The following is a 19,891-nucleotide window of genomic DNA, read 5'->3' on the forward strand; positions in this document are numbered from 1 at the left end:
GAAACGTCGAGCGGTAAGGAACGTTCGGCCCAAGATAGTTCAGAATCTGCTGTACTGTCGGTCCTATGCGGACGGTGAGCCACATCGATGCCCTGGCGCGGTTCGGCTACGCGTTATCAGACGCGACTCGAACCGAGATCCTGCTGACGCTGCGCGACGGGCCGGGCTATCCCTCCGACCTGGCCGACAAGATCGGGGTGTCGCGGCAGATTCTGTCCAACCACCTGGCGTGTCTGCGCGGCTGCGGCCTTGTGGTCGCGCAGCCCGAGGGCCGGCGCAGCCGCTACGAGCTGTCCGACAAGCGCATCGCCCACGCGTTGGACGACCTTGTCGGTCTCGTGCTGGCGGTCGACCCGGCCTGCTGCCCGGCCGCCGAGACGGACGACTGCTGCTGATGTCTGCGCCACTTCCGACGCGACGCGCGGCGCTTGAACGCCGAATCCGGCTCCTGGTCGGCGCGACGATCACCTACAACGTGATCGAGGCAGTCGTCGCGTTGACCGAGGGCACACGGGTGTCGTCGTCGGCGTTGATCGGCTTCGGACTCGATTCGGTGGTGGAGATCTCGTCGGCCGCCGCGGTTGCCTGGCAGTTCTCCGCGCGCGACCCCGAGACCCGTGAGAAGGCCGCGCTGCGGTTCATCGCGTTTTCGTTCTTCGCGCTGGCGGCGTACGTGGCCGTTGATGCGGTGCTTTCGCTACTCGGCTTCAGCGAGCCGCGGCCGTCGATGATTGGCATCGTGCTGGCGGCGGCAAGCCTCGTCGTCATGCCGGTGCTGTCATTGACGCAACGCCGCGCCGGTCGCGAGCTGGGCTCGCGCTCGGCGGTGGCCGATTCCAAGCAGACGCTGCTGTGCACCTATCTTTCCGCGATCCTGCTGGCCGGTCTCGTGATGAACAGCCTGTGGGGGTGGTCGTGGGCCGACTCGATCGCCGCCCTGGGTATCGCCGCCATCGCTGTGCGTGAGGGCATCGATGCCTGGCGCGGGGATCCGTGCTGCTGATCAGAGGAATTGCCATGCCCGTTGTCGCACTCACCCTCTTCGCCGTATTCGCCGCACTCGGATTCGGTTGGCGCAGTTGGGAACAGCGACGCCGCACCGGATCGACGGGGTTTCGCGGCGTGAGCGGACGATTGGGGTCGGCCGAATGGTTCGCCGGCGTCGGCTTCGTCGTTGCGCTAGTGGCGGCGGTCACCGCGCCGCTGCTGCAGTTGGCCGGCGTCGTATCGCCCCTCGATGTCCTACACGCGCCGTGGATTCAAGCGGCCGGCATCACAGTCGCGGCGGCCGGCATCACAGTCGCGGCGGCCGGCATCGCCACGACCGTCCACGCCCAACTCGACATGGGTGACTCGTGGCGCATCGGCGTCGATCTCAGCGAGACCACCATGCTGGTCCGCACCGGGGTGTTCGGCTGGGTGCGCAACCCGATCTTCACCGCGATGATGACGTTTGGGCTCGGAATCGCCTTGGTGACATCGAATCTCGTGGCTCTCGTCGGGTTCGGTCGGGCGCTTTGTCCCCGCGGTTGGACTCACGCCGTCGGTGGGCTGACCTTGACCAACGTCTTGCCGACGTTGGCCCCGGTGAACAGCCCGTTGAGGGCATCCACGCACGACTCGATGCCGTCAAAGATGGTCTGGCGGTGCACGAGTCGGCCGTCGGCCTCCCATTGGCGGAGGTGGGCGAAGGCTTCGTCGAAACGGCCCCACTCGTCGAGACCATTGAATCCCTGCATGAGAGCGGTTTTCGACAACAGGTTGACGTAGTTCGCGGGGCCCGGATGTTCGCCGGTCAAATAGCTGGAGATGACGCCGCAGAGCACGACCCGCGCCTTCGGGGCCAGGCGCCCCAACACCGCGTCGAGGATCGGGCCGCCGACGTTGTCGAAGTACACGTTGACGCCCTTCGGGCAGTGCTGCTTGAGCGCCGCGGGAAGGTCATCGTTCTTGTAGTCGATGCACGCGTCGAAGCCGAAGCCCTCGACCACTGCCTTGCACTTTTCCGGGCCGCCCGCGATGCCCACCACTCTGGCGCCGGCGATCTTCGCGATCTGCCCGGCCACCGAGCCGGTGGCGCCCGCAGCGGCCGACACCACCACCGTGTCCCCGGCCTGCGGCCTGCCGATGTCGGTCATGCCGAAGTAGGCGGTGGCCCCGGTCGGGCCGTACACCGACATGATCGCCAGCTGATCGGTCTCGCCCGGAATGGGCGTGCTGAAGATGTCGTCGCGGATGAGCACGTATTCCTGGAACCCCGTCAGAGTGGTGACCACGTCGCCGACCGCGTAGGCATCGCAGCGCGACGCCACGACCTCACCGATGCCGGCGGCCCGGATGACCTCGCCCAGCTGTATCGGCGGCAGATAACCCGGTTGGTCGTTGAGCCACGTGCGGGCGGCCGCGTCGATGCCCACATAGGTCGTACGCAGCAGCGCCTCACCGTCACCCGGCTCTGGCGCCGGCAGGGTGACCAGTTCCGTATCGTCCGGCTGAACCAGTCCCTTCGGGCGTCGACGCAGCAGGACTTGGCGATTCATCACGTCGGGCACGAGGAGAAACTACCGAAGGTGCCGCCGCGCTAGCGTGGGTTAGGTGGCACGCAAGCAGATGAACAGCAAGCATGAGGCTGGCTCTGGACGCCGTTGATCATCGGTCTGATCATCGGCGTCACCGGGGCAGCGATGACCGGTCAATGGTGGTGGTCGACGGTCGGGGTGCTGGCGGACGCGGCGGTAGGCGCCGGTTGGCTCCAGTGGGGGCCGGACAGCTAGCGCCGCTCAGTCCTCCGGGATTTCGCGTTCGATCTCGTCGAGCCAGGTGCGCGCCGACATGTCCGACGGCGCCCGCCAATCACCGCGCGGTGAGAGCGAGCCGCCGTGGGACACCTTGGGCCCGTTCGGCAGCGCTGAACGCTTGAATTGGCTGAACGAGTAGAACCGCTGCGCGAACACCTGCAGCCAGTGCCGTATCTCCTTCAGCGAGTAGGCCGGCCGCTTGTGTTCGGGGAATCCGACGGGCCAGTCCCCGCGATCGGGATCGCTCCACGCGTGCCAGGCCAGGAACGCGACCTTGGACGGGCGGAAGCCATAGCGCAGCACCTGGAACAGTGAAAAGTCCTGCAGCACATACGGTCCGACCTTGGCCTCGCTGCTTTGGATCTCTTCTTCCTCACCCGTCGGGACCAGCTCAGGCGTGATCTCGGTGTCGAGCACCGACTGAAGCACCTCGTTGACCGCATCGTCGAACTGATGCGACGAAATCACCCAGCGGATCAAGTGCTGGATCAACGTCTTGGGCACACCGCCGTTGACGTTGTAGTGCGACATCTGGTCGCCCACACCGTATGTCGACCAGCCCAGCGCCAGCTCGGACAGGTCGCCGGTGCCCAGCACGATCCCACCCCGCTGATTGGCGAGCCGGAATAGGTAGTCGGTGCGCAGGCCTGCCTGAACGTTCTCGAACGTGACGTCGTAGACCTTCTCGCCGCGCGCGAACGGATGGTCCATCTCCTTGAGCATCAACTCGGCCGTGGCCTTGATGTCGATGGTGTCGAACGACACGCCGAGCGCCTCGGCCAGCCGGATGGCGTTGCTTTTCGTGCGCTCGCCCGTGGCGAAGCCCGGCAGCGTGAATGCGAGAATATCGCTGCGTGGCCGGCCTTCCCGGTCCATCGCGCGGGCCGCGACGATCAACGCGTGGGTGGAGTCCAAGCCGCCGGAGAGTCCGAGGACCACCTTCGGGTAGTTCAGGGCGCGCAGCCGTTGCTCCAGACCCGCCACCTGAATGTTGTAGGCCTCGTAACAATCCTGTTCCAGCCGAGCCTCGTCCGACGGCACGAACGGGAATCGCTCGACCTCGCGACGCAAGCCGATGTCACCCGTCGGCGGGTCGAGTTGAAAATCCACGCGCCGGAACGATTCCGCGGGTACGCGGTGGTGGCGTCGGTTGTCATCGAAGGTGCCCATCCGCAGCCGTTCCGAGCGAAGCAGCTCGAGATCCACGTCGGCGACCGAGCGCCGCTCCCCCCTGGGGAACCGCTCGGATTGCGCGAGCAACACGCCGTTCTCCCAGATCATCGTCTGACCGTCCCACGCCAGATCGGTGGTGGACTCCCCTTCGCCGGCCGCGGCGTAGACGTACGCGGCCAGGCAGCGTGACGACGCCGATCGCGCCAGCAGACAACGGTCTTCGGCGCGCCCGACGGTGATCGGACTGCCCGAAAGATTGGCAAGCACCGTCGCGCCCGCGAGTGCGGCCTCCGCGCTCGGCGGGATCGGCACGAACATGTCCTCGCAGATTTCGACGTGCAGCACGAATCCCGGCATATCCGCGGCGGCGAACAGCAGGTCGGGCCCGAACGGCACCTCTGCGCCGCCGAGCCGGATCACACCTCGCTCGTCATCACCCGCGGCAACCTGACGGCGCTCGTAGAACTCCCGGTATGTCGGCAGATACGACTTCGGAACCACCCCCAGCATTCTCCCGCGGTGGATGACCACGGCCGTGTTGTAGATGCGATGACCCCGGCGCAACGGCGCTCCGACGACCAGCACTGGCAGGAGCACCGCCGACGCAGCGACAACCTCGACCAGAGCCTCCTCGACCGCGTCAAGCAGCGCATCCTGCATCAGGATGTCCTCGATGGAGTAGCCGGACAGCGTCAGCTCCGGAAAAACCGCGAGCGCGACGCTGTCGTCGTGGCAGTCACGGGCCAGCCGCAGCACCGACTCGGCGTTGGCCGCGGGGTCGGCAAGCGCTGTGTGGTGTGTGCACGCGGCCACCCGCAGAAAGCCCTGGCGGTACGCCGAGTAGAAGTCCATGCCTCATTGTTGCCCGAAAACGGATCGGGGTATGCAACTCCCCATGAGTGACGTCGCGGTGCTGGTCATCGACATGCTGAACACGTATGAGCACGAGGACGCAGACGCGCTCGCCCGCAATGTCGCCGACATCATCGATCCACTGGCGGGGCTCGTCTCGCGAGCCCGCGAACGCGACGACGTCGACTTGATCTACGTCAACGACAACTATGGCGACTTCGACGCCGATTTCCGCGACGTCGTGGACGCGGCGCTGGACGGCCAGCGGCCCGAGCTCGTGCAGCCGATTGCGCCGGACCAGAACTACCTGAGGCTGCTCAAAGTGCGGCACAGCGCGTTCTACGCGAGCTCGCTCGACTATCTGCTCCGCCGGCTCGAAACACGCAAACTGATCCTCACGGGCCAAGTCACCGAGCAGTGCATCCTCTACAGCGCGCTGGATGCCTATGTGCGGCACTTCCCGGTCATCGTCGCGCCGGATGCCGTCGCGCACATCGATCCCGAACTCAGCGACGCCGCGTTGACGATGATGGCCAAAAACATGCACGCCGAGATCGTTCCGGCGCAGAAGTGCCTGGACTGACGATCCTTGCTGCCTCGTGTTGGTCTGCAGTTCGCCCGCGCGCACCGTGGGCGATTCTGCGATTTTGATTGCATCGCGCATCGTGAACCGCAGACCCAATCCAGGAGGAATCGTGAATAAGCTTGCCGTTCAACGTCAGTCGCGTTCGTTGCTGCCCGAGCTGTCCGAACTCTTCAATGGCTTTTCTGGCTTGCCTGCCCTCGCCGGCTTGCGACCGCTGTTCGACGGCACCGTGCTGCGGGTCGAGGACGAGTACAAGGACGGGCTCTACGAAGTCCGTGCAGAGGTTCCCGGCGTCGATCCGGCCGAGAGCATCGAGGTGACCGTGCTCGACGGCCAGCTCACGATCAAGGCCGAGCGCACTCAGACGAGTGAGTCGAACGGACACTCGGAGTTCTCTTACGGCTCGTTCACCCGGACGGTGGCGCTGCCCGTGGGCGCCGACGAGGACGACATCAGTGCCATCTACGACCGGGGCATCCTCACGGTGTCGGTGCCGCTCGCCGAGGACCACCCGACCGAGAAGCGAGTCGAAATCGTCGAAACCATCCTTGCCGACGACGACGAAGACTATGACGATGACGATGACGATGACGATGAGGATGAGTCCGAGTCGTACGAGTCCGATGAGCACACAGACGGCGAGCATCAGCCTCAGCTCGAGTCGGGGGCCTGATCGCCTACCCTCGAAGGGGTGGAAGCACCCGAACTCGTCGCCTTGCTGCAGGGGCGCCGCGTCGCGGTGCTGACCGGCGCCGGGATGTCGACGGATTCGGGTATCCCCGACTACCGCGGGCCCGACTCGCCGCCCAGCAATCCGATGACCATCCGCCAGTTCACCTCGGATGCGGCGTTTCGGCAGCGGTACTGGGCGCGTAACCACATCGGCTGGCGCCACATGGACGAGACACTGCCCAACGCCGGCCACCGTGCACTGGCCGCACTCGAGCACGCCGGCGTCGTGTCTGGGTTGATCACTCAGAATGTCGACCTGCTGCACACCAAGGCGGGTAGCCGCACGGTGGTCAACCTGCACGGCACGTATGCCCAGGTGATCTGCCTGAACTGCGCCCACACCATGACGCGCACGGCCCTGGCCGGGCTGCTCGAAGCCGCCAATCCTGGGTTTGTCGAACGCGCAGAGGCGGTCGGCGGCATTGCCGTCGCACCCGACGCCGACGCCATAGTCGGGGACACGACTTCGTTTCGGATCGTCGACTGTCTGGCCTGCGGGGGCATGCTCAAACCCGATATCGTCTACTTCGGTGAGAGCGTGCCGAAAGACCGTGTGGAGCACGCGTATTCACTGATCGACGAGGCTGACGCGCTACTGGTCGCAGGCTCATCGCTGACGGTTTACTCCGGATACCGCTTCGTGCGGCAGGCCGCCGCGCGTGGTCTGCCGATCGCGATCATCAACCGCGGCCGAACCCGCGGCGACGACCTCGCGACGGTGAAGGTCGACAACGGTTGCTCGGAAATGCTTGCGCTGCTGGCCGGTGAACTACCGGCCGTTGCGAAGTCGGCCTAGAAGGCCGAGCCCATCAAATCGATGCTCGCCAAGCTCAAACCGTGAGTTGTGGAGTTCTGGCGGCGGTGAGCGCCGTGCCGGTCGCGCTGCACAAACCGCCTAGACGGCGACCAGGTCGTCGGCGTGCACGACGGCTCGGCGCAGTTCGGCCGGCAGGTCTGATGTCGAGCGGCCCAGCATCGTCGCCAGTTCAGCCGCGTCGTAGGCCACCACGCCACGCGCCACCATCGTCGCGTCCTGTGACCGAAGCTCGACGACGTCGCCGCCGTAGAACCGGCCCGACAAAGCGGTGATACCCGCAGGCAGCAGTGAACGCCGTTGCCGCACAACGGCTCGCACCGCCCCGTCGTCAAGCGTCAATGCTCCCGCCGCCTCGGCCGCGTAGCGTACCCAGAACCTGCGCGCCGACATCCGTTCCGGCCGCGGCGCGAACACCGTGCCGACCGACGCGTCGGCCAATGCGGTTGCCGCATCCGACGCCGCCGCGAGCAGCACCGGCACACCTGCGTCGGCGGCCAGCAGAGCCGACGACAGCTTTGAGGCCATCCCGCCGGTGCCGAGGTGGCTGCCCTGGCCGGCCACCACACCGTCGAGGTCGGCAGGCCCAGAAACCTCGGAGATGAAGCGCGCGTCGCCTTTTCGCGGGTCCGAGTCGTAGAGGCCGTCGATGTCGGACAGCAGCACCAGCGCGTCGGCGCCGACGAGATGGGCGACCAGCGCGGAGAGCCGGTCGTTGTCGCCGAATCGGATCTCGTTGGTAGCCACCGTGTCGTTCTCGTTGACGATCGCGACTGCGTGCAGCGCCCGCAACCGGTCCAGCGTGCGCTGGGCGTTGGTGTGTGACACCCGCATCGAAATGTCGTATGCCGTCAACAGCACCTGGCCAACGGTGCGGTCGTAGCGAGCGAACGCCGCGCTCCACGAATTGACCAGCGCCACTTGACCAACGCTGGCCGCCGCCTGCTTGGTCGCCAGATCGGTGGGCCTCTTGGTCAACCGCAGCGGTTCGATCCCGGCGGCTATCGAGCCCGACGACACGATCACCACGTCGGAGCCGGCCTTCATCCGGCCTTCGATGGCGTCGGCCAAAACGGCCAGCCGGCCGGCGTCGAACACCCCGGACGGTGTGGTCAGCGCGGTTGTGCCGATCTTCACGACAACGCTGCGTGCCGTGCGGACGGCTTCGCGATGGTGGCTCATGAGTCGCCATCGGGTCGGCGCCGTTCGCGGCGGGCGACCTTACGCTCGGCCGCCCCCACCCGATCCGTCTGCTCCAGACGCGCATCCGTGCCGCGGCCGGACAACGGCACGTCCACCCCGGCGGGAGTCTGTGGCTCCCAGTCGAAGGTCATGTCGCCGATAGTGACCGCGCAGCCGGGTTTGGCGCCCAGCCGTAGAAGCTCGTCCTCGACGCCGAGTCGCGCGAGCCGGTCGCCGAGGTAGCCGACGGCCTCGTCATTGTCGAAATCCGTTTGGCCGATCCAGCGTTCGGGCCGCGTGCCGCGCACAACGAAGCCGCCTTGGCCGTCGGACTCGACGGTGAAACCACTCTCGTCCACAGGAATCGGCCTGATTACCGGCCGGCGCGGCACGATCGGCGGCTGCGACACGCGGTAGGCCGACACCATGTCCCACAGCGCAAAGGTCAACGGCCGCAAGCCCTCCCGCGTAACCGCGGAGACCTCGTACACCGGCCAGCCGAACCGGCGAGCGATCTCGTCGCGGACGAAGTCGGCCAGCTCGCGGGCATCCGGCACGTCGATCTTGTTGAGCACCACCGCCCGAGGCCGCTCCGCCAGGTCGCCCAGTATCGAATCGCCCTGCAGCGTCGGCGTGTACGCGGCCAACTCCGCCTCGAGTGCATCGATATCGGAGATCGGGTCGCGGCCAGGCTCCAGCGTCGCGCAGTCCACGACGTGCACCAGCACCGCACACCGCTCGATGTGCCGCAGGAAATCCAGGCCAAGGCCGCGGCCTTCGGACGCACCGGGAATCAGGCCGGGAACGTCGGCGACGGTGAACGTGTGCTCGCCGGCCGACACCACGCCCAGATTGGGCGCCAGCGTGGTGAACGGGTAATCGGCGATCTTCGGTTTAGCCGCCGAGATGGCCGACACCAACGACGACTTACCGGCCGACGGGAACCCGACCAGGCCGATATCGGCGACGGTCTTGAGTTCCAGCGTCAGATCGCGGATCTGGCCCTTCTCGCCGAGCAGCGCGAATCCGGGCGCCTTGCGGGCCCGCGACGCCAGAGCGGCGTTGCCGAGTCCGCCGCGGCCGCCTGCGGCAGCTTCGAAGCGGGTGCCCGCACCGACGAGGTCGGCGACCAATCGGCCGTTCTCGTCGAGTACGACTGTGCCGTCGGGAACCTTGACCTCCAGGTCCGCGCCTGCGGCCCCGTCGCGGTTGCCACCCATGCCCTGCTTGCCCGATGGGGCCACGACATGGGGATGGAAGTGAAAATCGAGCAGCGTGTGCACCTGCGGGTCGACGACCAGCACGATGCTGCCGCCACGGCCGCCGTTGCCGCCGTCAGGGCCGCCGAGCGGCTTGAATTTCTCGCGATGAACCGACGCGCAGCCGTTACCACCATTGCCTGCCCGCGCGTGGATCACGACGCGGTCGACAAACCGGGGCATGGGACAACTCCTTCGAATGTAACGCCGGGCCGGAAAGCGTTCGCGACTCCGCCGTAGCGCTACAGTCGCGAAGTTTAGGCCTCTGGTCGAACGACGCTGATCGTCTTGCGGCCGCGGATGACGCCGAACTTGACGGCGCCGGGAGACTTGGCGAACAGCGTGTCGTCGCCGCCACGGCCGACGTTGACGCCGGGGTGGAAGTGGGTGCCGCGCTGGCGGATAAGGATCTCGCCGGCCTTGACGATCTGGCCGCCGAACCGCTTGACGCCCAGCCGCTGAGCGGCGGAGTCGCGACCGTTACGTGAGCTGGAAGCGCCCTTCTTGTGTGCCATTAGATTGACCCTCGCCTCTGCTGTCTGTTCTTCGCCTGGCGGCTCATCACGCGATGCCGGTGACCTTGAGGACCGTCAGCTGCTGACGGTGACCCTGCCGCTTGTGGTAGCCGGTCTTGTTCTTGAACTTGTGGATGCGGATCTTGGGGCCCTTGGTGTGCTCGAGCACCTCGCCGGTGACGGCGACCTTCTCCAGGTCCTTGGCGCTGCTGGTGACGTTCGCGCCATCGACAACCAGGGCGACCGGCAGCGAAACCTTGGCGCCGGGCTCGGAGTCCAGCTTCTCGACCTTGACCACGTCTCCGACGGCCACCTTGTACTGCTTGCCGCCGGTCTTGACGATTGCGTACGTCGCCATCGTTTCCTCTGCTCTGCGGGCGCGCGCGACCTGTGGGTGCGTGCGCGGGTCTGGGGTGCGGAGCCACATGGGCCCGCCGTCCTCGGCATCAGCCGAAAGACAACTGGTCCAGGGTACGTGAGGCGTGGCTATAGGGTCAAATCACCGCAGGTCACGGCTCGTGCACCGTCTGATTGGCGTCGTACCACTGCTCTCCTGCTGGTTCACCCGCGAGATTCCAGCTCCATGACACCCGCGGGACGACCCGGCTGAACCAGCCGGGCCCGACCATGCCGACCCGCTCGATCGGCGGTTCGCCGTCCCCGTAGACCCGCAGCGCCCGCGCAATGAACCGGGGTAGTGGGTCAGTTTGACTTGCGCTAGCTGGGCTTGAGGCGAAAGACGGGAATGTGACGGCCAATCGGGTCGGTCTTCTGGCGATAGTCGCTCCAACCGGCGTAGTACTGCTCCGCGAGCCCATAGACGCGTGCGTAGTCGTCGGGGTCGGTGATCTCGGTCGCCAGGAATTTCTCATCGCCCAGTTCACATTCTGGGTGTGCCTTGAGGTTGTAGTACCACTGCGGGTGCTTCGCGCCGCCGTAGTTTGACGCGGTCACGATGGGATCGGGTCCATCGTGGAAGTAGGTGATTTGGTGCTCTCGCTGTTGACCCGATTTTGCACCCGTGGTCATCAGCGGTGCTGTGGAAACCCCGCCAAGGATCGATGGATAGCGCCCGCCGGTTGCGCGGTACAACCAAGGGTCGATGCGGGGCCAGAGGTGGTGCGCTAAGAACTGTCCTGGCCGCGAACGGCCCAAACTTTCTTGAAACTTATGAAAGCGACCGTGCTTCTTGTATGGGTCGGCGTAATGCAGCGGCATGGGGCGAACCGTACGCTCGCGCGGCTTATCGAATGGGGAGCTTCTTCCGAAATTGTTGGGAGCTGACGGGGTAGCGATTCAGCCCGAACACGGCCCGCGCCGATGTTGCGGAACTTGCGGGTGCGCAGAACGGCGGCGCCGACGCCGCCGACCCAGATGTCGGAACCGTCGAGTTCGAACGCGACCGGAACCACGTCAGGCTGTCCGTCCTCGTTGACGGTCGCCAGGCGCGCGACCGGCTGCGACTGAAGGTAGGCGAACTACTCGTCGCTGAACGCCACTGCTCAGCCTTCGTGGATCGGCGGCCCCGCGGGACGCGCGGCGGCGCGACGACGATGCCGGCCTCCCGGTGCGGTCACAACTGCCGGTGACTCCTCGCGGTCGGGTTCCTCGTTCTCGTCCTCGTCGTCGGACTCGTCTTCGTCATCCTCATCGGACTCATCGGACTCGTCTTCGTCGTAGTCCTCTTCGTCAGAGTCGTCGTCGGAGTCGCCGTTGATGACCTCGATATCGTCGTCGATGTCGTCGTCGTCTTCGTCATCGGCGTCCAGGTCGATCTCGTCTTCGTCGGATTCGTCCTCGTCCTCGTCGGACTCGTCGAAGTCGTCGTCTTCGAGTTCTTCGTCCTCGGCCTCGATCATCGCCTTACGGATGGTGTCCGGATCGAGTTCGGCGACCTCCTCGGCGGCCTTCTTCTCCTCGCCCTCGCCGTCGGTGTCCTCGGCTTCGTGCTTGCCATTGGCCGCGGCCATCGCCTTGAACATCGGATGCTCGCCGGCGGGATGCGCGGGCACCTTGACCACCGGGACATCTTCGGGCTTACTGCCTCGCTTGCCGCGTTTACCCTTGCGGCCACCGGTATCGGACTTACGCCCCGTTGCGCTCGTGGAGTCCACAGGATCGCCGTGCAGCATGATCCCGCGCCCGCCGCAATGCGTGCACTGCGTCGAGAATGCTTCAATCAGCCCGGTGCCCAACCGCTTTCGCGTCAGCTGCACCAACCCAAGCGACGTGACTTCCGACACCTGATGGCGGGTGCGGTCACGGGCCAGCGCTTCGGTCAGCCTGCGCAGCACCAGATCCCGGTTGGATTCCAGCACCATGTCGATGAAGTCGATGACGACGATGCCGCCGATGTCGCGCAGCCGCAGCTGACGGACGATCTCCTCGGCCGCTTCGAGGTTGTTGCGGGTGACGGTCTGTTCCAGATTGCCGCCCGACCCGGTGAACTTTCCGGTGTTCACGTCGACCACGGTCATCGCCTCGGTGCGATCGATGACCAGCGTGCCGCCCGACGGCAGCCACACCTTACGGTCCATCGCCTTGGTCAACTGCTCGTCGATGCGGTGCACGGCGAACACGTCTGGGCCCGCCTGGCCACCAATATCTCCAGCGGGCTCGTACTTCGTCATACGCGGAACCAGCTCGGGCGCAACGGAATTCACATATTCGTTGATCGTGTTCCATGCATCGTCGCCTGAGACGATCAGCCCGGTGAAGTCTTCGTTGAACAGGTCGCGGATCACCTTGACCAGCACGTCGGGCTCTTCGTAGAGCGCGACCGCCGCGCCGGCCTTCTTCTGGGTGGTGTCGGCGGCCTTGGCCTCGATCTCCGACCACCGCTTCTGCAAGCGCTCGACATCGGAGCGGATGTCGTCTTCCTTAACGCCTTCCGACGCCGTGCGGATGATCACGCCGGCATCCGATGGCACCACCTCGCGCAGGATCTCCTTGAGCCGCTGCCGCTCGGTGTCGGGAAGCTTGCGGCTGATGCCCGTCGACGATGCGCCCGGCACGTACACGAGATAGCGGCCGGCCAGCGAAACCTGCGTGGTCAACCGCGCACCCTTGTGGCCGACCGGGTCCTTGCTCACCTGCACTACGACGTAGTCGCCGGGCTTGAGGGCTTGCTCGATCTTGCGCTGAGCCCCGCCGAGGCCCGCGGCCTCCCAGTTCACCTCGCCGGCGTAGAGCACGCCGTTGCGGCCGCGGCCGATGTCGACGAACGCGGCCTCCATCGACGGCAGCACGTTCTGCACGATGCCGAGGTAGATGTTGCCGACCAGCGACGTCTGAGCCGCCGATGTCACGAAATGTTCGACGACGACGCCGTCTTCCATCACTGCGATCTGGGTGTAGCGGGCGCCTTCGTGCGGCGGCTCGCTGCGAACCTTGTCGCGCACCACCATCGTCCGTTCGACGGCCTCGCGCCTGGCAAGGAACTCGGCCTCGGACAGGATTGGCGGGCGACGACGGCCCGCGTCGCGGCCGTCGCGGCGGCGCTGGCGTTTGGCCTCTAGCCGGGTCGATCCCGAAATGCCCTGGATCTCGCCGTTATCCTTGTCAGCCTTCGTCGACTGACGGGGCTCACGCTCGTGCACGACGGTGTTGGGCGGATCATCCGGCGAGCTGTTGTCGTTGTCGTCACCCGAGCCGGACTTGCGACGGCGACGGCGACGGCGACGGCGGGTGCCGCCCTCGGTGCCGGTGCTGTCCTCGTCGCCGCTGTCCTCGTCGGATTCGTCGGACTCGTCGCCGGAATCCTGGTCAGACTGCCTGTCGTCACTGTCGCTGTCGGAGTCGTCGCCACCCTGCTCGCCGCGACCACGACCGCGGCCGCGACGGCCGCGGCGACGGCGGCGGCCGGCGGGCCGGTCCGAGGTCTCGTCGTCGACGTCGCGGCCGACGTCATCGCTGTCGTCGTCCTCGTCCTCGTCGTCCGAGTCGTACTCGAACGTCACCGGCTGCGGCGCGACGAACAGCGGGAGGTAATCCGCCCGCTCGGTCGGCGCAGCGGTCTCAAGGATCAGCCGCGACTCCGGCTCGTCGCCGTCCACGCTCACGTCGGGCTCATCCTCGGCGTCGGAAGCATCGGGACCGTCGGCCGGAGAATCCAGGCTCAGCTGGTCCGGCTGGGAATCCTCTTGCGCCTGCGGTGAGTCCTCCGCGTGCTGAGTCTCTTCTGATAGGTCCTGGGTAGGGGCATCGTCGGCCACGTATTCTCCTCAAGCCCCCGGGCGCGTCGTGTCTGACGCGGCCACGCGAGGGCTTTCGCTATGGACTCGGGTCACTTCACCCGAGCTTGTTATGGTCTCGCCCCGAGGGGTCCCACTTCGGAACCGTCTCGGTGCCGGTCTGAATGATGGCTGGACGGTCGGCGCCGCACCGCGGGTGGCGATGGTCGCGCTCGTCTAAGTCTTCATTCGGGTGTCCGGCCCTGGTTTATGGCCGGCTACCCGTCCTTAGTATCCCACATCACGCGTCCGGGACCGACCATCCCGCGTGAGCTGGCTATTCGCCGGGGAACCAGAGCTCGATTTCCCGTGCCGCCGACTCGGGCGAATCCGACCCGTGGACGAGGTTGTCTTGCGTGACAAGTGCCAGGTCACCGCGGATAGTGCCGGGCGAGGCCTTCTCAACCGGATCGGTTGCGCCGGCGATCTGGCGAAACGCGGCAATCGCTCGCGGGCCCTCCACGATGGCCGCGACCACGGGTCCCGAGGTGATGAATTCCAGAAGCGACGGGAAGAAGGGCTTGCCGTCATGCTCGGCGTAGTGCCGGCGAGCGAGGTCGTCGCCGACATCCTTGAGCTCTAGGGCCGCGATGGTCAGGCCCTTGCGTTCGATCCGGCTCAGGATCTCTCCGACCAGGCGCCGCTGCACGCCGTCGGGCTTGATCAATACGAGGGTCCGCTCAGTCACGGCCGACAGCCTAGCCGGAAGTGACCCATCCACGACCACCCCGGCGCCGAATACAGGACGACCGGCGAACGCCGGCGACCACATCAGAAAGGCATACCGATGGCAACACAACAGATCCGGACGCGCTGGACGCCGGTGCAGATCGCGGCGCTCGTCGTTGGCGTGGCGTTCCTGGTTCCCGGCGTGCTGGGCTTCATTCCGGGCGTCACCACCCACTACGACATGCTCGACTTCGCCGGCCACGAATCGGGAGCGAAGTTGCTTGGCATCTTCGGTATCTCGGTCCTGCACAACATCGTGCACCTGGCATTCGGCATTGCGGGCCTGGTGTTCGCCCGCACCTTCAGCGGCGCGCGCGGGTACCTCATCGTCTCCGGGGTGATTTACCTACTGCTGTCGATCTACGGGTTGATCATCGACCACGAGAGCGCGGCCAATTTCGTTCCGATCGACTCCGCCGACAACTGGCTGCACCTGGTGCTGGCCGTCGGCATGCTGGTGTTGGGGTTCGTGCTGGGCCGACGCCCTGTCAACGCCTAGTCAGGAGGCTGCTGCCCCGGCAGGAGTCCGCGCTTCTGCCGGCGCAGCACCTCGTTGCGTAGATAGAGGATCAGTAGCCACACCCCGGCGAAGATGACGCCGATGAAGCCGACCGCGCCGTGCACCGCCCAGCCCGCGATGAGCACCACCTGGACTCCGAGGTTGACCCAGATGGCCCAGGGCCGGCCCTGCACACCGGCCAGCAGCACCAGCAGGACAGCCAGCCCGATCAAATAGGTTCCGGTCAACGGCGTCAGCCCGCCATGGGAGACCACGACCACCGGCAACGCCAGAAGCACCACGATCGCTTCGAGGATCAGCGTGCCGGCCATGACACCGCGGAAGCTGCGCCACGGATCCGGAGCCGCCTGGCCGGCGACATCGGGCTTGCGCGCGGGCTGGTCGGTCACTGCGGATCCTTCCCGAACAGCGAGCGCGCCGCCCCGGCGGTGACGACCGAGCCCGTGATGACGATCCCCCCGCCCGCCAGAGCCTCTTCGGTGCCGTATTCCTCCACTAGCGCGGTGGCTGTTTCGATCGCGTCCGGCAGAGTCGCCGCCGTGATCACCCGCTCCGGTCCGAACCGCTCTTCGGCACGCAGTGCCAACGCCTCCACCTCGAGGGCACGCGGCGAACCGTTGTGCGTCACGATGACCTGGTCGAAAACCGGCTCGAGCGCAGCCAGGATGCCGTCGACATCCTTGTCGGCCATCACTGCGATGACCCCGACAACGAATCGGAAGTCGAACTCCTCGGACAGGGTCTGCGCCAGTGCGGCGGCCCCGGCCGGGTTGTGCGCCGCGTCGATGAAAACCGTTGGGGCGCTGCGCATCCGCTCGAGGCGGCCGGGGCTTGTGACGGAGGCGAAGCCCGCACGCACCGCGTCGATGTCGAGTTGTCGCTGTGACCCCGCACCGAAGAACGCCTCGACGGCGGCGAGCGCGAGCACCGCATTGTGCGCCTGATGCTCACCGTGTAGCGGCAGGAAGATCTCCGAGTAGATGCCGCCGAGGCCCTGCAGTTCCAGGAGCTGGCCGCCAACTGCAATCTGCCTGCTGACCACCGCGAATTCGGAGTCCTCGCGTGCGACGGCCGCGTCGGCGCGAACCGCTTGCGCCAGAAGCACTTCCATCGCATCGGGCACCTGGCGGCCGATAACGGCGACGGTCTCGGTCGGCACGAGGTCGTCGTCCTGCTTGGTGATGATCCCGGCCTTCTCGCCGGCGATCTCGGCGATCGTGTCGCCCAGGTACTCGGTGTGGTCCACCCCGATCGGCGTGACGACGGCAACGGGCGCGTTGACGACATTGGTGGCATCCCAGCGCCCACCAAGGCCGACCTCGATGACGGCCACCTCGACCGGCGCGTCCGCGAACGCCGCGAACGCCATCCCGGTGACGACCTCGAACTTGCTCATCGCGGGGCCGCCGGCCGCCTGCGACTGCTGGTCGACCAGCTGCACGAACGGTTCGATCTCGCGGTAGGTCGCCACATACTGCGCCGGGCTGATCGGCTTGCCGTCGATCGAGATGCGTTCGACGGCCGACTGCAGGTGCGGGCTGGTGGTGCGGCCGGTGCGGCGGCTAAAGGCGGCCAGCAGCGCGTCGACCATCCTCGCCACCGACGTCTTGCCGTTGGTGCCGGCGATGTGGATCGACGGATAGCCGAGCTGCGGCGAGCCGAGCATCTCCAGCAGTGCCGAGATGCGAGCAGTGCTCGGCTCGAGTTTTGTTTCCGGCCAACGCTGGTCGAGCAGGTGCTCGACCTGAAGCAACGATGCGATTTCGTCCGGCGTCGGGACGAGTTCCGTCATGTGAGGCCGGCCAGCCTCGCCGTGATCCGGTCGACCTCTTCACGGGCCAACTGCTGGCGGGAGCGGATCTTGTCGACGACGTCAGCAGGCGCCTTGGCCACGAAGGCGTCGTTGCCCAGCTTGCTGGTGGTTCCCGCGAGTTCCTTCTCCGCGGCGGCGAGATCCTTTTCGAGGCGGCGCCGCTCGGCGGCGACGTCGACGGTGCCCGAGGTGTCGAGCTCGACGACGACCGTGCCCTGCGACAACCGGACCTCCACGGCGGCCGACGGAGTGAAGCCGTCCTCGGCGGCGGTCAGCCAGGCCAGCGATCTCACCGCGGGGACCTGCGCGGCCAGATCGGCACTGTCGATGTCAGACAGCCGCGCGGGCACCTTCTGCCGATCGCCCAGCCCCTGGTCGCTGCGGAACCGGCGGACCTCGGTGATCAGCTTTTGCATGTCATCAACACGTTGCGCCGCAACGGGTTCCACGTCGAAGCCGGACGGCTGCGGCCAATCGGCAATGACAATGGACTCGCTGCCGGTGAGCGTCTTCCACAGCACTTCGGTGACGAACGGCATCACCGGATGCAGCAGCTTGAGCAACGTGTCCAGCACCCCGGCCAGCACCGCGGTCGTGTGGGCGATGACTTGGCCGTCTTGGCTGGCCAACTGAACCTTGGCCAGCTCGACGTACCAGTCGCAGAACTCGTCCCACGCGAAGTGGTATAGCGCCTCACACGCCCGGCTGAACTCGTAACTGTCGAACGCCGAATCCACTTCGGCGCGAACCTCTTCCAGCCTGCCCAGGATCCACCGGTCGGCGTCGGTGAGCTCGGCGGCCTCGGGCAGTGGGGCCGGGGCGGCCCCGTTGATGAACGCAAACCGCGTCGCGTTGAACAGCTTGGTGGCGAAGTTGCGCGACGCGCGGGCGTGGTCCTCGCCGATCGACAGGTCACCGCCGGGGCTGGCGCCGCGCGCGAGGGTGAACCGCAGTGCGTCGGCACCGAACTTCTCGACCCAGTCCAGCGGGTCGATGCCGTTGCCGCGCGACTTGCTCATCTTGCGGCCGAACTCGTCGCGGATCAGGCCGTGCAGGAAGACATTCTCGAACGGGACCTGCGGCCCGCGCTTGCCTTCGAGGGTGATCGCGGGATCGTCGGCGACGAAGGTGCCGAACATCATCATCCGCGCGACCCAGAAGAACAGGATGTCGTAGCCGGTCACCAGCACCGTGGTCGGGTAGAACTTCGCCAGTTCAGCCGTGTGGTCGGGCCAGCCCATCGTGGAGAACGGCCACAGCGCCGACGAGAACCAGGTGTCGAGCACGTCGGCGTCCTGCTCCCAGCCCTCCGGCGGGGTCTCGTCGGGCCCGACGCAGACGGTCTCGCCGTTAGGGCCGTGCCATATCGGGATGCGATGGCCCCACCAAAGCTGCCGTGAGATGCACCAGTCGTGCATGTTGTCGACCCAGGCGAACCAGCGCGGCTCCTGGCTGGGCGGGTGAATCATGGTGTCTTTGTTGCGAACTGCGTCGCCGGCGGCCTTGGCCAGTGATTCGACCTTCACCCACCACTGCATGGACAGCCGCGGTTCGATCACCTCACCGCTGCGCTCGGAATGCCCGACGCTGTGCAGGTACGGACGTTTCTCCGCCACGATGCGGCCTTGCTGAGCCAGCGCCTCGCGGACTTTGACCCGGGCCTCGAAACGGTCCAGGCCGTCGAATTCGGTGCCGGTGTCGATAATCCGCGCCTTTGTGTCCAAGATCGACGGCATCGGCAGTTGGTGGCGCAGCCCGATCTCGAAGTCGTTCGGATCATGGGCGGGCGTGACTTTGACTGCACCCGTGCCGAATTCGGGATCCACGTGTTCGTCCGCGACGATGATCAGCGGACGGTCGAGGAACGGATGAGGCAACGTCGTGCCGACCAGATGCCGATAGCGCTCGTCGTCGGGGTGTACCGCGATCGCCGTGTCCCCGAGCATGGTCTCCACTCGGGTGGTGGCGACCACGATGTGCGGTTGGTCGTCGCGCAGCGAGCCGTACCGGAACGACACCAGCTCGCCTTCGACTTCTTCGTACTTGACCTCCAGGTCGGACACGGCGGTCTCCAGCACGGGTGACCAGTTCACCAGCCGCTCGGCGCGGTAGATCAACCCTGCGTCGAACAGCCGCTTGAAGATCGTGCGGACCGCCCGCGACAAACCGTCGTCCATCGTGAACCGGTCGCGGCTCCAGTCCACGCCGTCGCCAAGCCGGCGCATCTGCGCGGCGATGGTGCCGCCGGATTCGTGCTTCCAGTCCCAGATCTTGTCGATGAACAGCTCGCGACCGAAGTCCTCTTTGGCTTTGCCGTCGACGGCGAGCTGCTTTTCCACCACGGTCTGCGTGGCGATACCCGCGTGGTCCATGCCTGGCAGCCACAGCACTTCATAGCCCTGCATGCGCTTGCGCCGCGTCAGCGCGTCCATCAGCGTGTGGTCGAGCGCGTGGCCCATGTGCAGGCTGCCCGTCACGTTCGGCGGGGGCAGCACGATGGAGTAGGCGGGCTTGGCGCTGGACGGGTCGGCCTTGAAGTAGCCGGCCTTGACCCAGCCCTCGTACAGCTCACCTTCCACCGCGCCCGGGTCCCACGACTTGGGCAGGGCAGTCGCCGGCGGGTCGCCGGAATCAGATCGAGCGCTGGCGGTCACCGCGCCATTCTATGGAGTCCGGCACGTCCGCC

General features: G+C 66.4%; 17 protein-coding genes and 3 pseudogenes. 7 read left to right on the plus strand and 13 right to left on the minus strand.

What is annotated here, in order from left to right; all coding sequences use genetic code 11:
• Positions 1-65 precede the first annotated feature (65 nt).
• The 3 genes and pseudogenes from VJV41_RS03275 to VJV41_RS03285 all read left to right on the plus strand — a co-directional run.
• The gene (locus tag VJV41_RS03275) at positions 66-395 is read left to right on the plus strand and encodes a metalloregulator ArsR/SmtB family transcription factor (RefSeq protein ID WP_325331056.1); all 330 of its coding nucleotides are present in this window, start codon (positions 66-68) and stop codon (positions 393-395) included.
• On the plus strand, positions 395-1,003 hold the full coding sequence (locus tag VJV41_RS03280; RefSeq protein ID WP_325331058.1) for a cation transporter: 609 nt from the start codon (positions 395-397) through the stop codon (positions 1,001-1,003). Before VJV41_RS03275 ends, VJV41_RS03280 begins: the two co-directional genes overlap by 1 nt.
• Positions 1,004-1,017: 14 nt before the next feature.
• Positions 1,018-1,506: pseudogene (locus tag VJV41_RS03285) on the plus strand (methyltransferase family protein); the annotation flags it as partial.
• Positions 1,507-1,535: 29 nt separating this feature from the next.
• On the opposite strand, the gene VJV41_RS03290 reads toward VJV41_RS03285, so the two are convergent.
• Complete coding sequence (locus VJV41_RS03290; protein WP_325331060.1) at positions 1,536-2,552, minus strand: NADP-dependent oxidoreductase; 1,017 nt, start codon at positions 2,550-2,552, stop codon at positions 1,536-1,538.
• 228 nt (positions 2,553-2,780) lie between these two features.
• A complete protein-coding gene (locus tag VJV41_RS03295) occupies positions 2,781-4,823 on the minus strand; it encodes an NAD(+) synthase (RefSeq protein WP_325331062.1) in 2,043 nt (680 codons plus the stop codon).
• Positions 4,824-4,866: 43 nt separating this feature from the next.
• Here VJV41_RS03295 and VJV41_RS03300 point away from each other — a divergent pair, with 43 nt between their 5' ends.
• The 3 genes and pseudogenes from VJV41_RS03300 to VJV41_RS03310 all read left to right on the plus strand — a co-directional run bounded on the left by VJV41_RS03300 (position 4,867) and on the right by VJV41_RS03310 (position 6,937).
• Positions 4,867-5,406 carry an isochorismatase family cysteine hydrolase gene (locus VJV41_RS03300; protein ID WP_325331064.1) on the plus strand — a complete coding sequence of 180 codons (540 nt, stop codon included), beginning with the start codon at positions 4,867-4,869 and terminating at the stop codon, positions 5,404-5,406.
• Between the two features lie 109 nt (positions 5,407-5,515).
• Positions 5,516-5,956, plus strand: a pseudogene (locus tag VJV41_RS03305) (Hsp20/alpha crystallin family protein); the annotation flags it as partial.
• 144 nt (positions 5,957-6,100) lie between these two features.
• Positions 6,101-6,937 (plus strand): NAD-dependent protein deacetylase, encoded by an 837-nt coding sequence (locus VJV41_RS03310; protein WP_325331066.1) that lies wholly within the window; start codon positions 6,101-6,103, stop codon positions 6,935-6,937.
• Positions 6,938-7,036: 99 nt separating this feature from the next.
• Here VJV41_RS03310 and proB read toward each other — a convergent pair whose 3' ends face one another.
• From proB to ndk, 8 genes and pseudogenes are all read right to left on the minus strand, one after another.
• Entirely contained in the window at positions 7,037-8,137 is a 1,101-nt protein-coding gene (gene proB / locus VJV41_RS03315; RefSeq protein WP_325331068.1) for a glutamate 5-kinase, read from the minus strand.
• Positions 8,134-9,579 (minus strand): GTPase ObgE, encoded by a 1,446-nt coding sequence (gene obgE / locus VJV41_RS03320; RefSeq protein WP_325331070.1) that lies wholly within the window; start codon positions 9,577-9,579, stop codon positions 8,134-8,136. The genes proB and obgE overlap by 4 nt, the downstream gene beginning before the upstream one ends.
• Before the next feature lie 74 nt (positions 9,580-9,653).
• Positions 9,654-9,911, minus strand: a complete 258-nt coding sequence (gene rpmA, locus VJV41_RS03325) for a 50S ribosomal protein L27 (protein WP_325331072.1) — start codon at positions 9,909-9,911, stop codon at positions 9,654-9,656.
• Positions 9,912-9,957: 46 nt separating this feature from the next.
• Positions 9,958-10,269, minus strand: a complete 312-nt coding sequence (gene rplU, locus VJV41_RS03330) for a 50S ribosomal protein L21 (protein ID WP_325331074.1) — start codon at positions 10,267-10,269, stop codon at positions 9,958-9,960.
• Between the two features lie 359 nt (positions 10,270-10,628).
• A complete protein-coding gene (locus VJV41_RS03335; protein WP_325331076.1) occupies positions 10,629-11,129 on the minus strand; it encodes a nitroreductase/quinone reductase family protein in 501 nt (166 codons plus the stop codon).
• Positions 11,036-11,371, minus strand: a pseudogene (locus VJV41_RS28930) (pyridoxamine 5'-phosphate oxidase family protein); the annotation flags it as partial. The gene VJV41_RS03335 and the pseudogene VJV41_RS28930, both read right to left, overlap by 94 nt.
• 42 nt (positions 11,372-11,413) lie before the next feature.
• Entirely contained in the window at positions 11,414-14,125 is a 2,712-nt protein-coding gene (locus VJV41_RS03345) for an Rne/Rng family ribonuclease (protein ID WP_325331078.1), read from the minus strand.
• A gap of 295 nt (positions 14,126-14,420) precedes the next feature.
• On the minus strand, positions 14,421-14,831 hold the full coding sequence (gene ndk, locus VJV41_RS03350) for a nucleoside-diphosphate kinase (protein ID WP_325331080.1): 411 nt from the start codon (positions 14,829-14,831) through the stop codon (positions 14,421-14,423).
• A 99-nt stretch (positions 14,832-14,930) separates the two neighbouring features.
• Here ndk and VJV41_RS03355 point away from each other — a divergent pair, with 99 nt between their 5' ends.
• On the plus strand, positions 14,931-15,371 hold the full coding sequence (locus VJV41_RS03355) for a DUF4383 domain-containing protein (RefSeq protein ID WP_325331082.1): 441 nt from the start codon (positions 14,931-14,933) through the stop codon (positions 15,369-15,371).
• On the opposite strand, the gene VJV41_RS03360 is transcribed toward VJV41_RS03355, so the two are convergent.
• The 3 genes from VJV41_RS03360 to VJV41_RS03370 form a co-directional block, all read right to left on the minus strand.
• Positions 15,368-15,703, minus strand: coding sequence for a DUF4233 domain-containing protein (locus VJV41_RS03360; RefSeq protein ID WP_414684873.1), 336 nt, complete (start codon positions 15,701-15,703; stop codon positions 15,368-15,370). The two genes, VJV41_RS03355 and VJV41_RS03360, sit on opposite strands and share 4 nt — an antisense overlap.
• A 74-nt stretch (positions 15,704-15,777) precedes the next feature.
• On the minus strand, positions 15,778-17,184 hold the full coding sequence (gene folC / locus VJV41_RS03365) for a bifunctional tetrahydrofolate synthase/dihydrofolate synthase (protein ID WP_325331086.1): 1,407 nt from the start codon (positions 17,182-17,184) through the stop codon (positions 15,778-15,780).
• Positions 17,181-19,859 (minus strand): valine--tRNA ligase, encoded by a 2,679-nt coding sequence (locus VJV41_RS03370; protein ID WP_325331088.1) that lies wholly within the window; start codon positions 19,857-19,859, stop codon positions 17,181-17,183. Before VJV41_RS03370 ends, folC begins: the two co-directional genes overlap by 4 nt.
• Positions 19,860-19,891: the final 32 nt, after the last annotated feature.

The sequence above is a fragment of the Mycobacterium sp. genome (assembly GCF_035274705.1).
GTDB lineage: Bacteria > Actinomycetota > Actinomycetes > Mycobacteriales > Mycobacteriaceae > Mycobacterium.

Excerpts from the sequence above, each read along its gene's own strand:
- VJV41_RS03295 (WP_325331062.1), bottom strand. The coding sequence starts at position 4,823 with ATGGACTTCTACTCGGCGTACCGCCAGGGCTTTCTGCGGGTGGCCGCG.
- folC (WP_325331086.1), bottom strand. The coding sequence starts at position 17,184 with ATGACGGAACTCGTCCCGACGCCGGACGAAATCGCATCGTTGCTTCAG.
- VJV41_RS03300 (WP_325331064.1), top strand. The coding sequence starts at position 4,867 with ATGAGTGACGTCGCGGTGCTGGTCATCGACATGCTGAACACGTATGAG.
- VJV41_RS03335 (WP_325331076.1), bottom strand. The coding sequence starts at position 11,129 with ATGCCGCTGCATTACGCCGACCCATACAAGAAGCACGGTCGCTTTCAT.
- VJV41_RS03355 (WP_325331082.1), top strand. The coding sequence starts at position 14,931 with ATGGCAACACAACAGATCCGGACGCGCTGGACGCCGGTGCAGATCGCG.
- VJV41_RS03280 (WP_325331058.1), top strand. The coding sequence starts at position 395 with ATGTCTGCGCCACTTCCGACGCGACGCGCGGCGCTTGAACGCCGAATC.
- rplU (WP_325331074.1), bottom strand. The coding sequence starts at position 10,269 with ATGGCGACGTACGCAATCGTCAAGACCGGCGGCAAGCAGTACAAGGTG.
- VJV41_RS03360 (WP_414684873.1), bottom strand. The coding sequence starts at position 15,703 with ATGGCCGGCACGCTGATCCTCGAAGCGATCGTGGTGCTTCTGGCGTTG.
- obgE (WP_325331070.1), bottom strand. The coding sequence starts at position 9,579 with ATGCCCCGGTTTGTCGACCGCGTCGTGATCCACGCGCGGGCAGGCAAT.
- rpmA (WP_325331072.1), bottom strand. The coding sequence starts at position 9,911 with ATGGCACACAAGAAGGGCGCTTCCAGCTCACGTAACGGTCGCGACTCC.
- proB (WP_325331068.1), bottom strand. The coding sequence starts at position 8,137 with ATGAGCCACCATCGCGAAGCCGTCCGCACGGCACGCAGCGTTGTCGTG.
- VJV41_RS03275 (WP_325331056.1), top strand. The coding sequence starts at position 66 with ATGCGGACGGTGAGCCACATCGATGCCCTGGCGCGGTTCGGCTACGCG.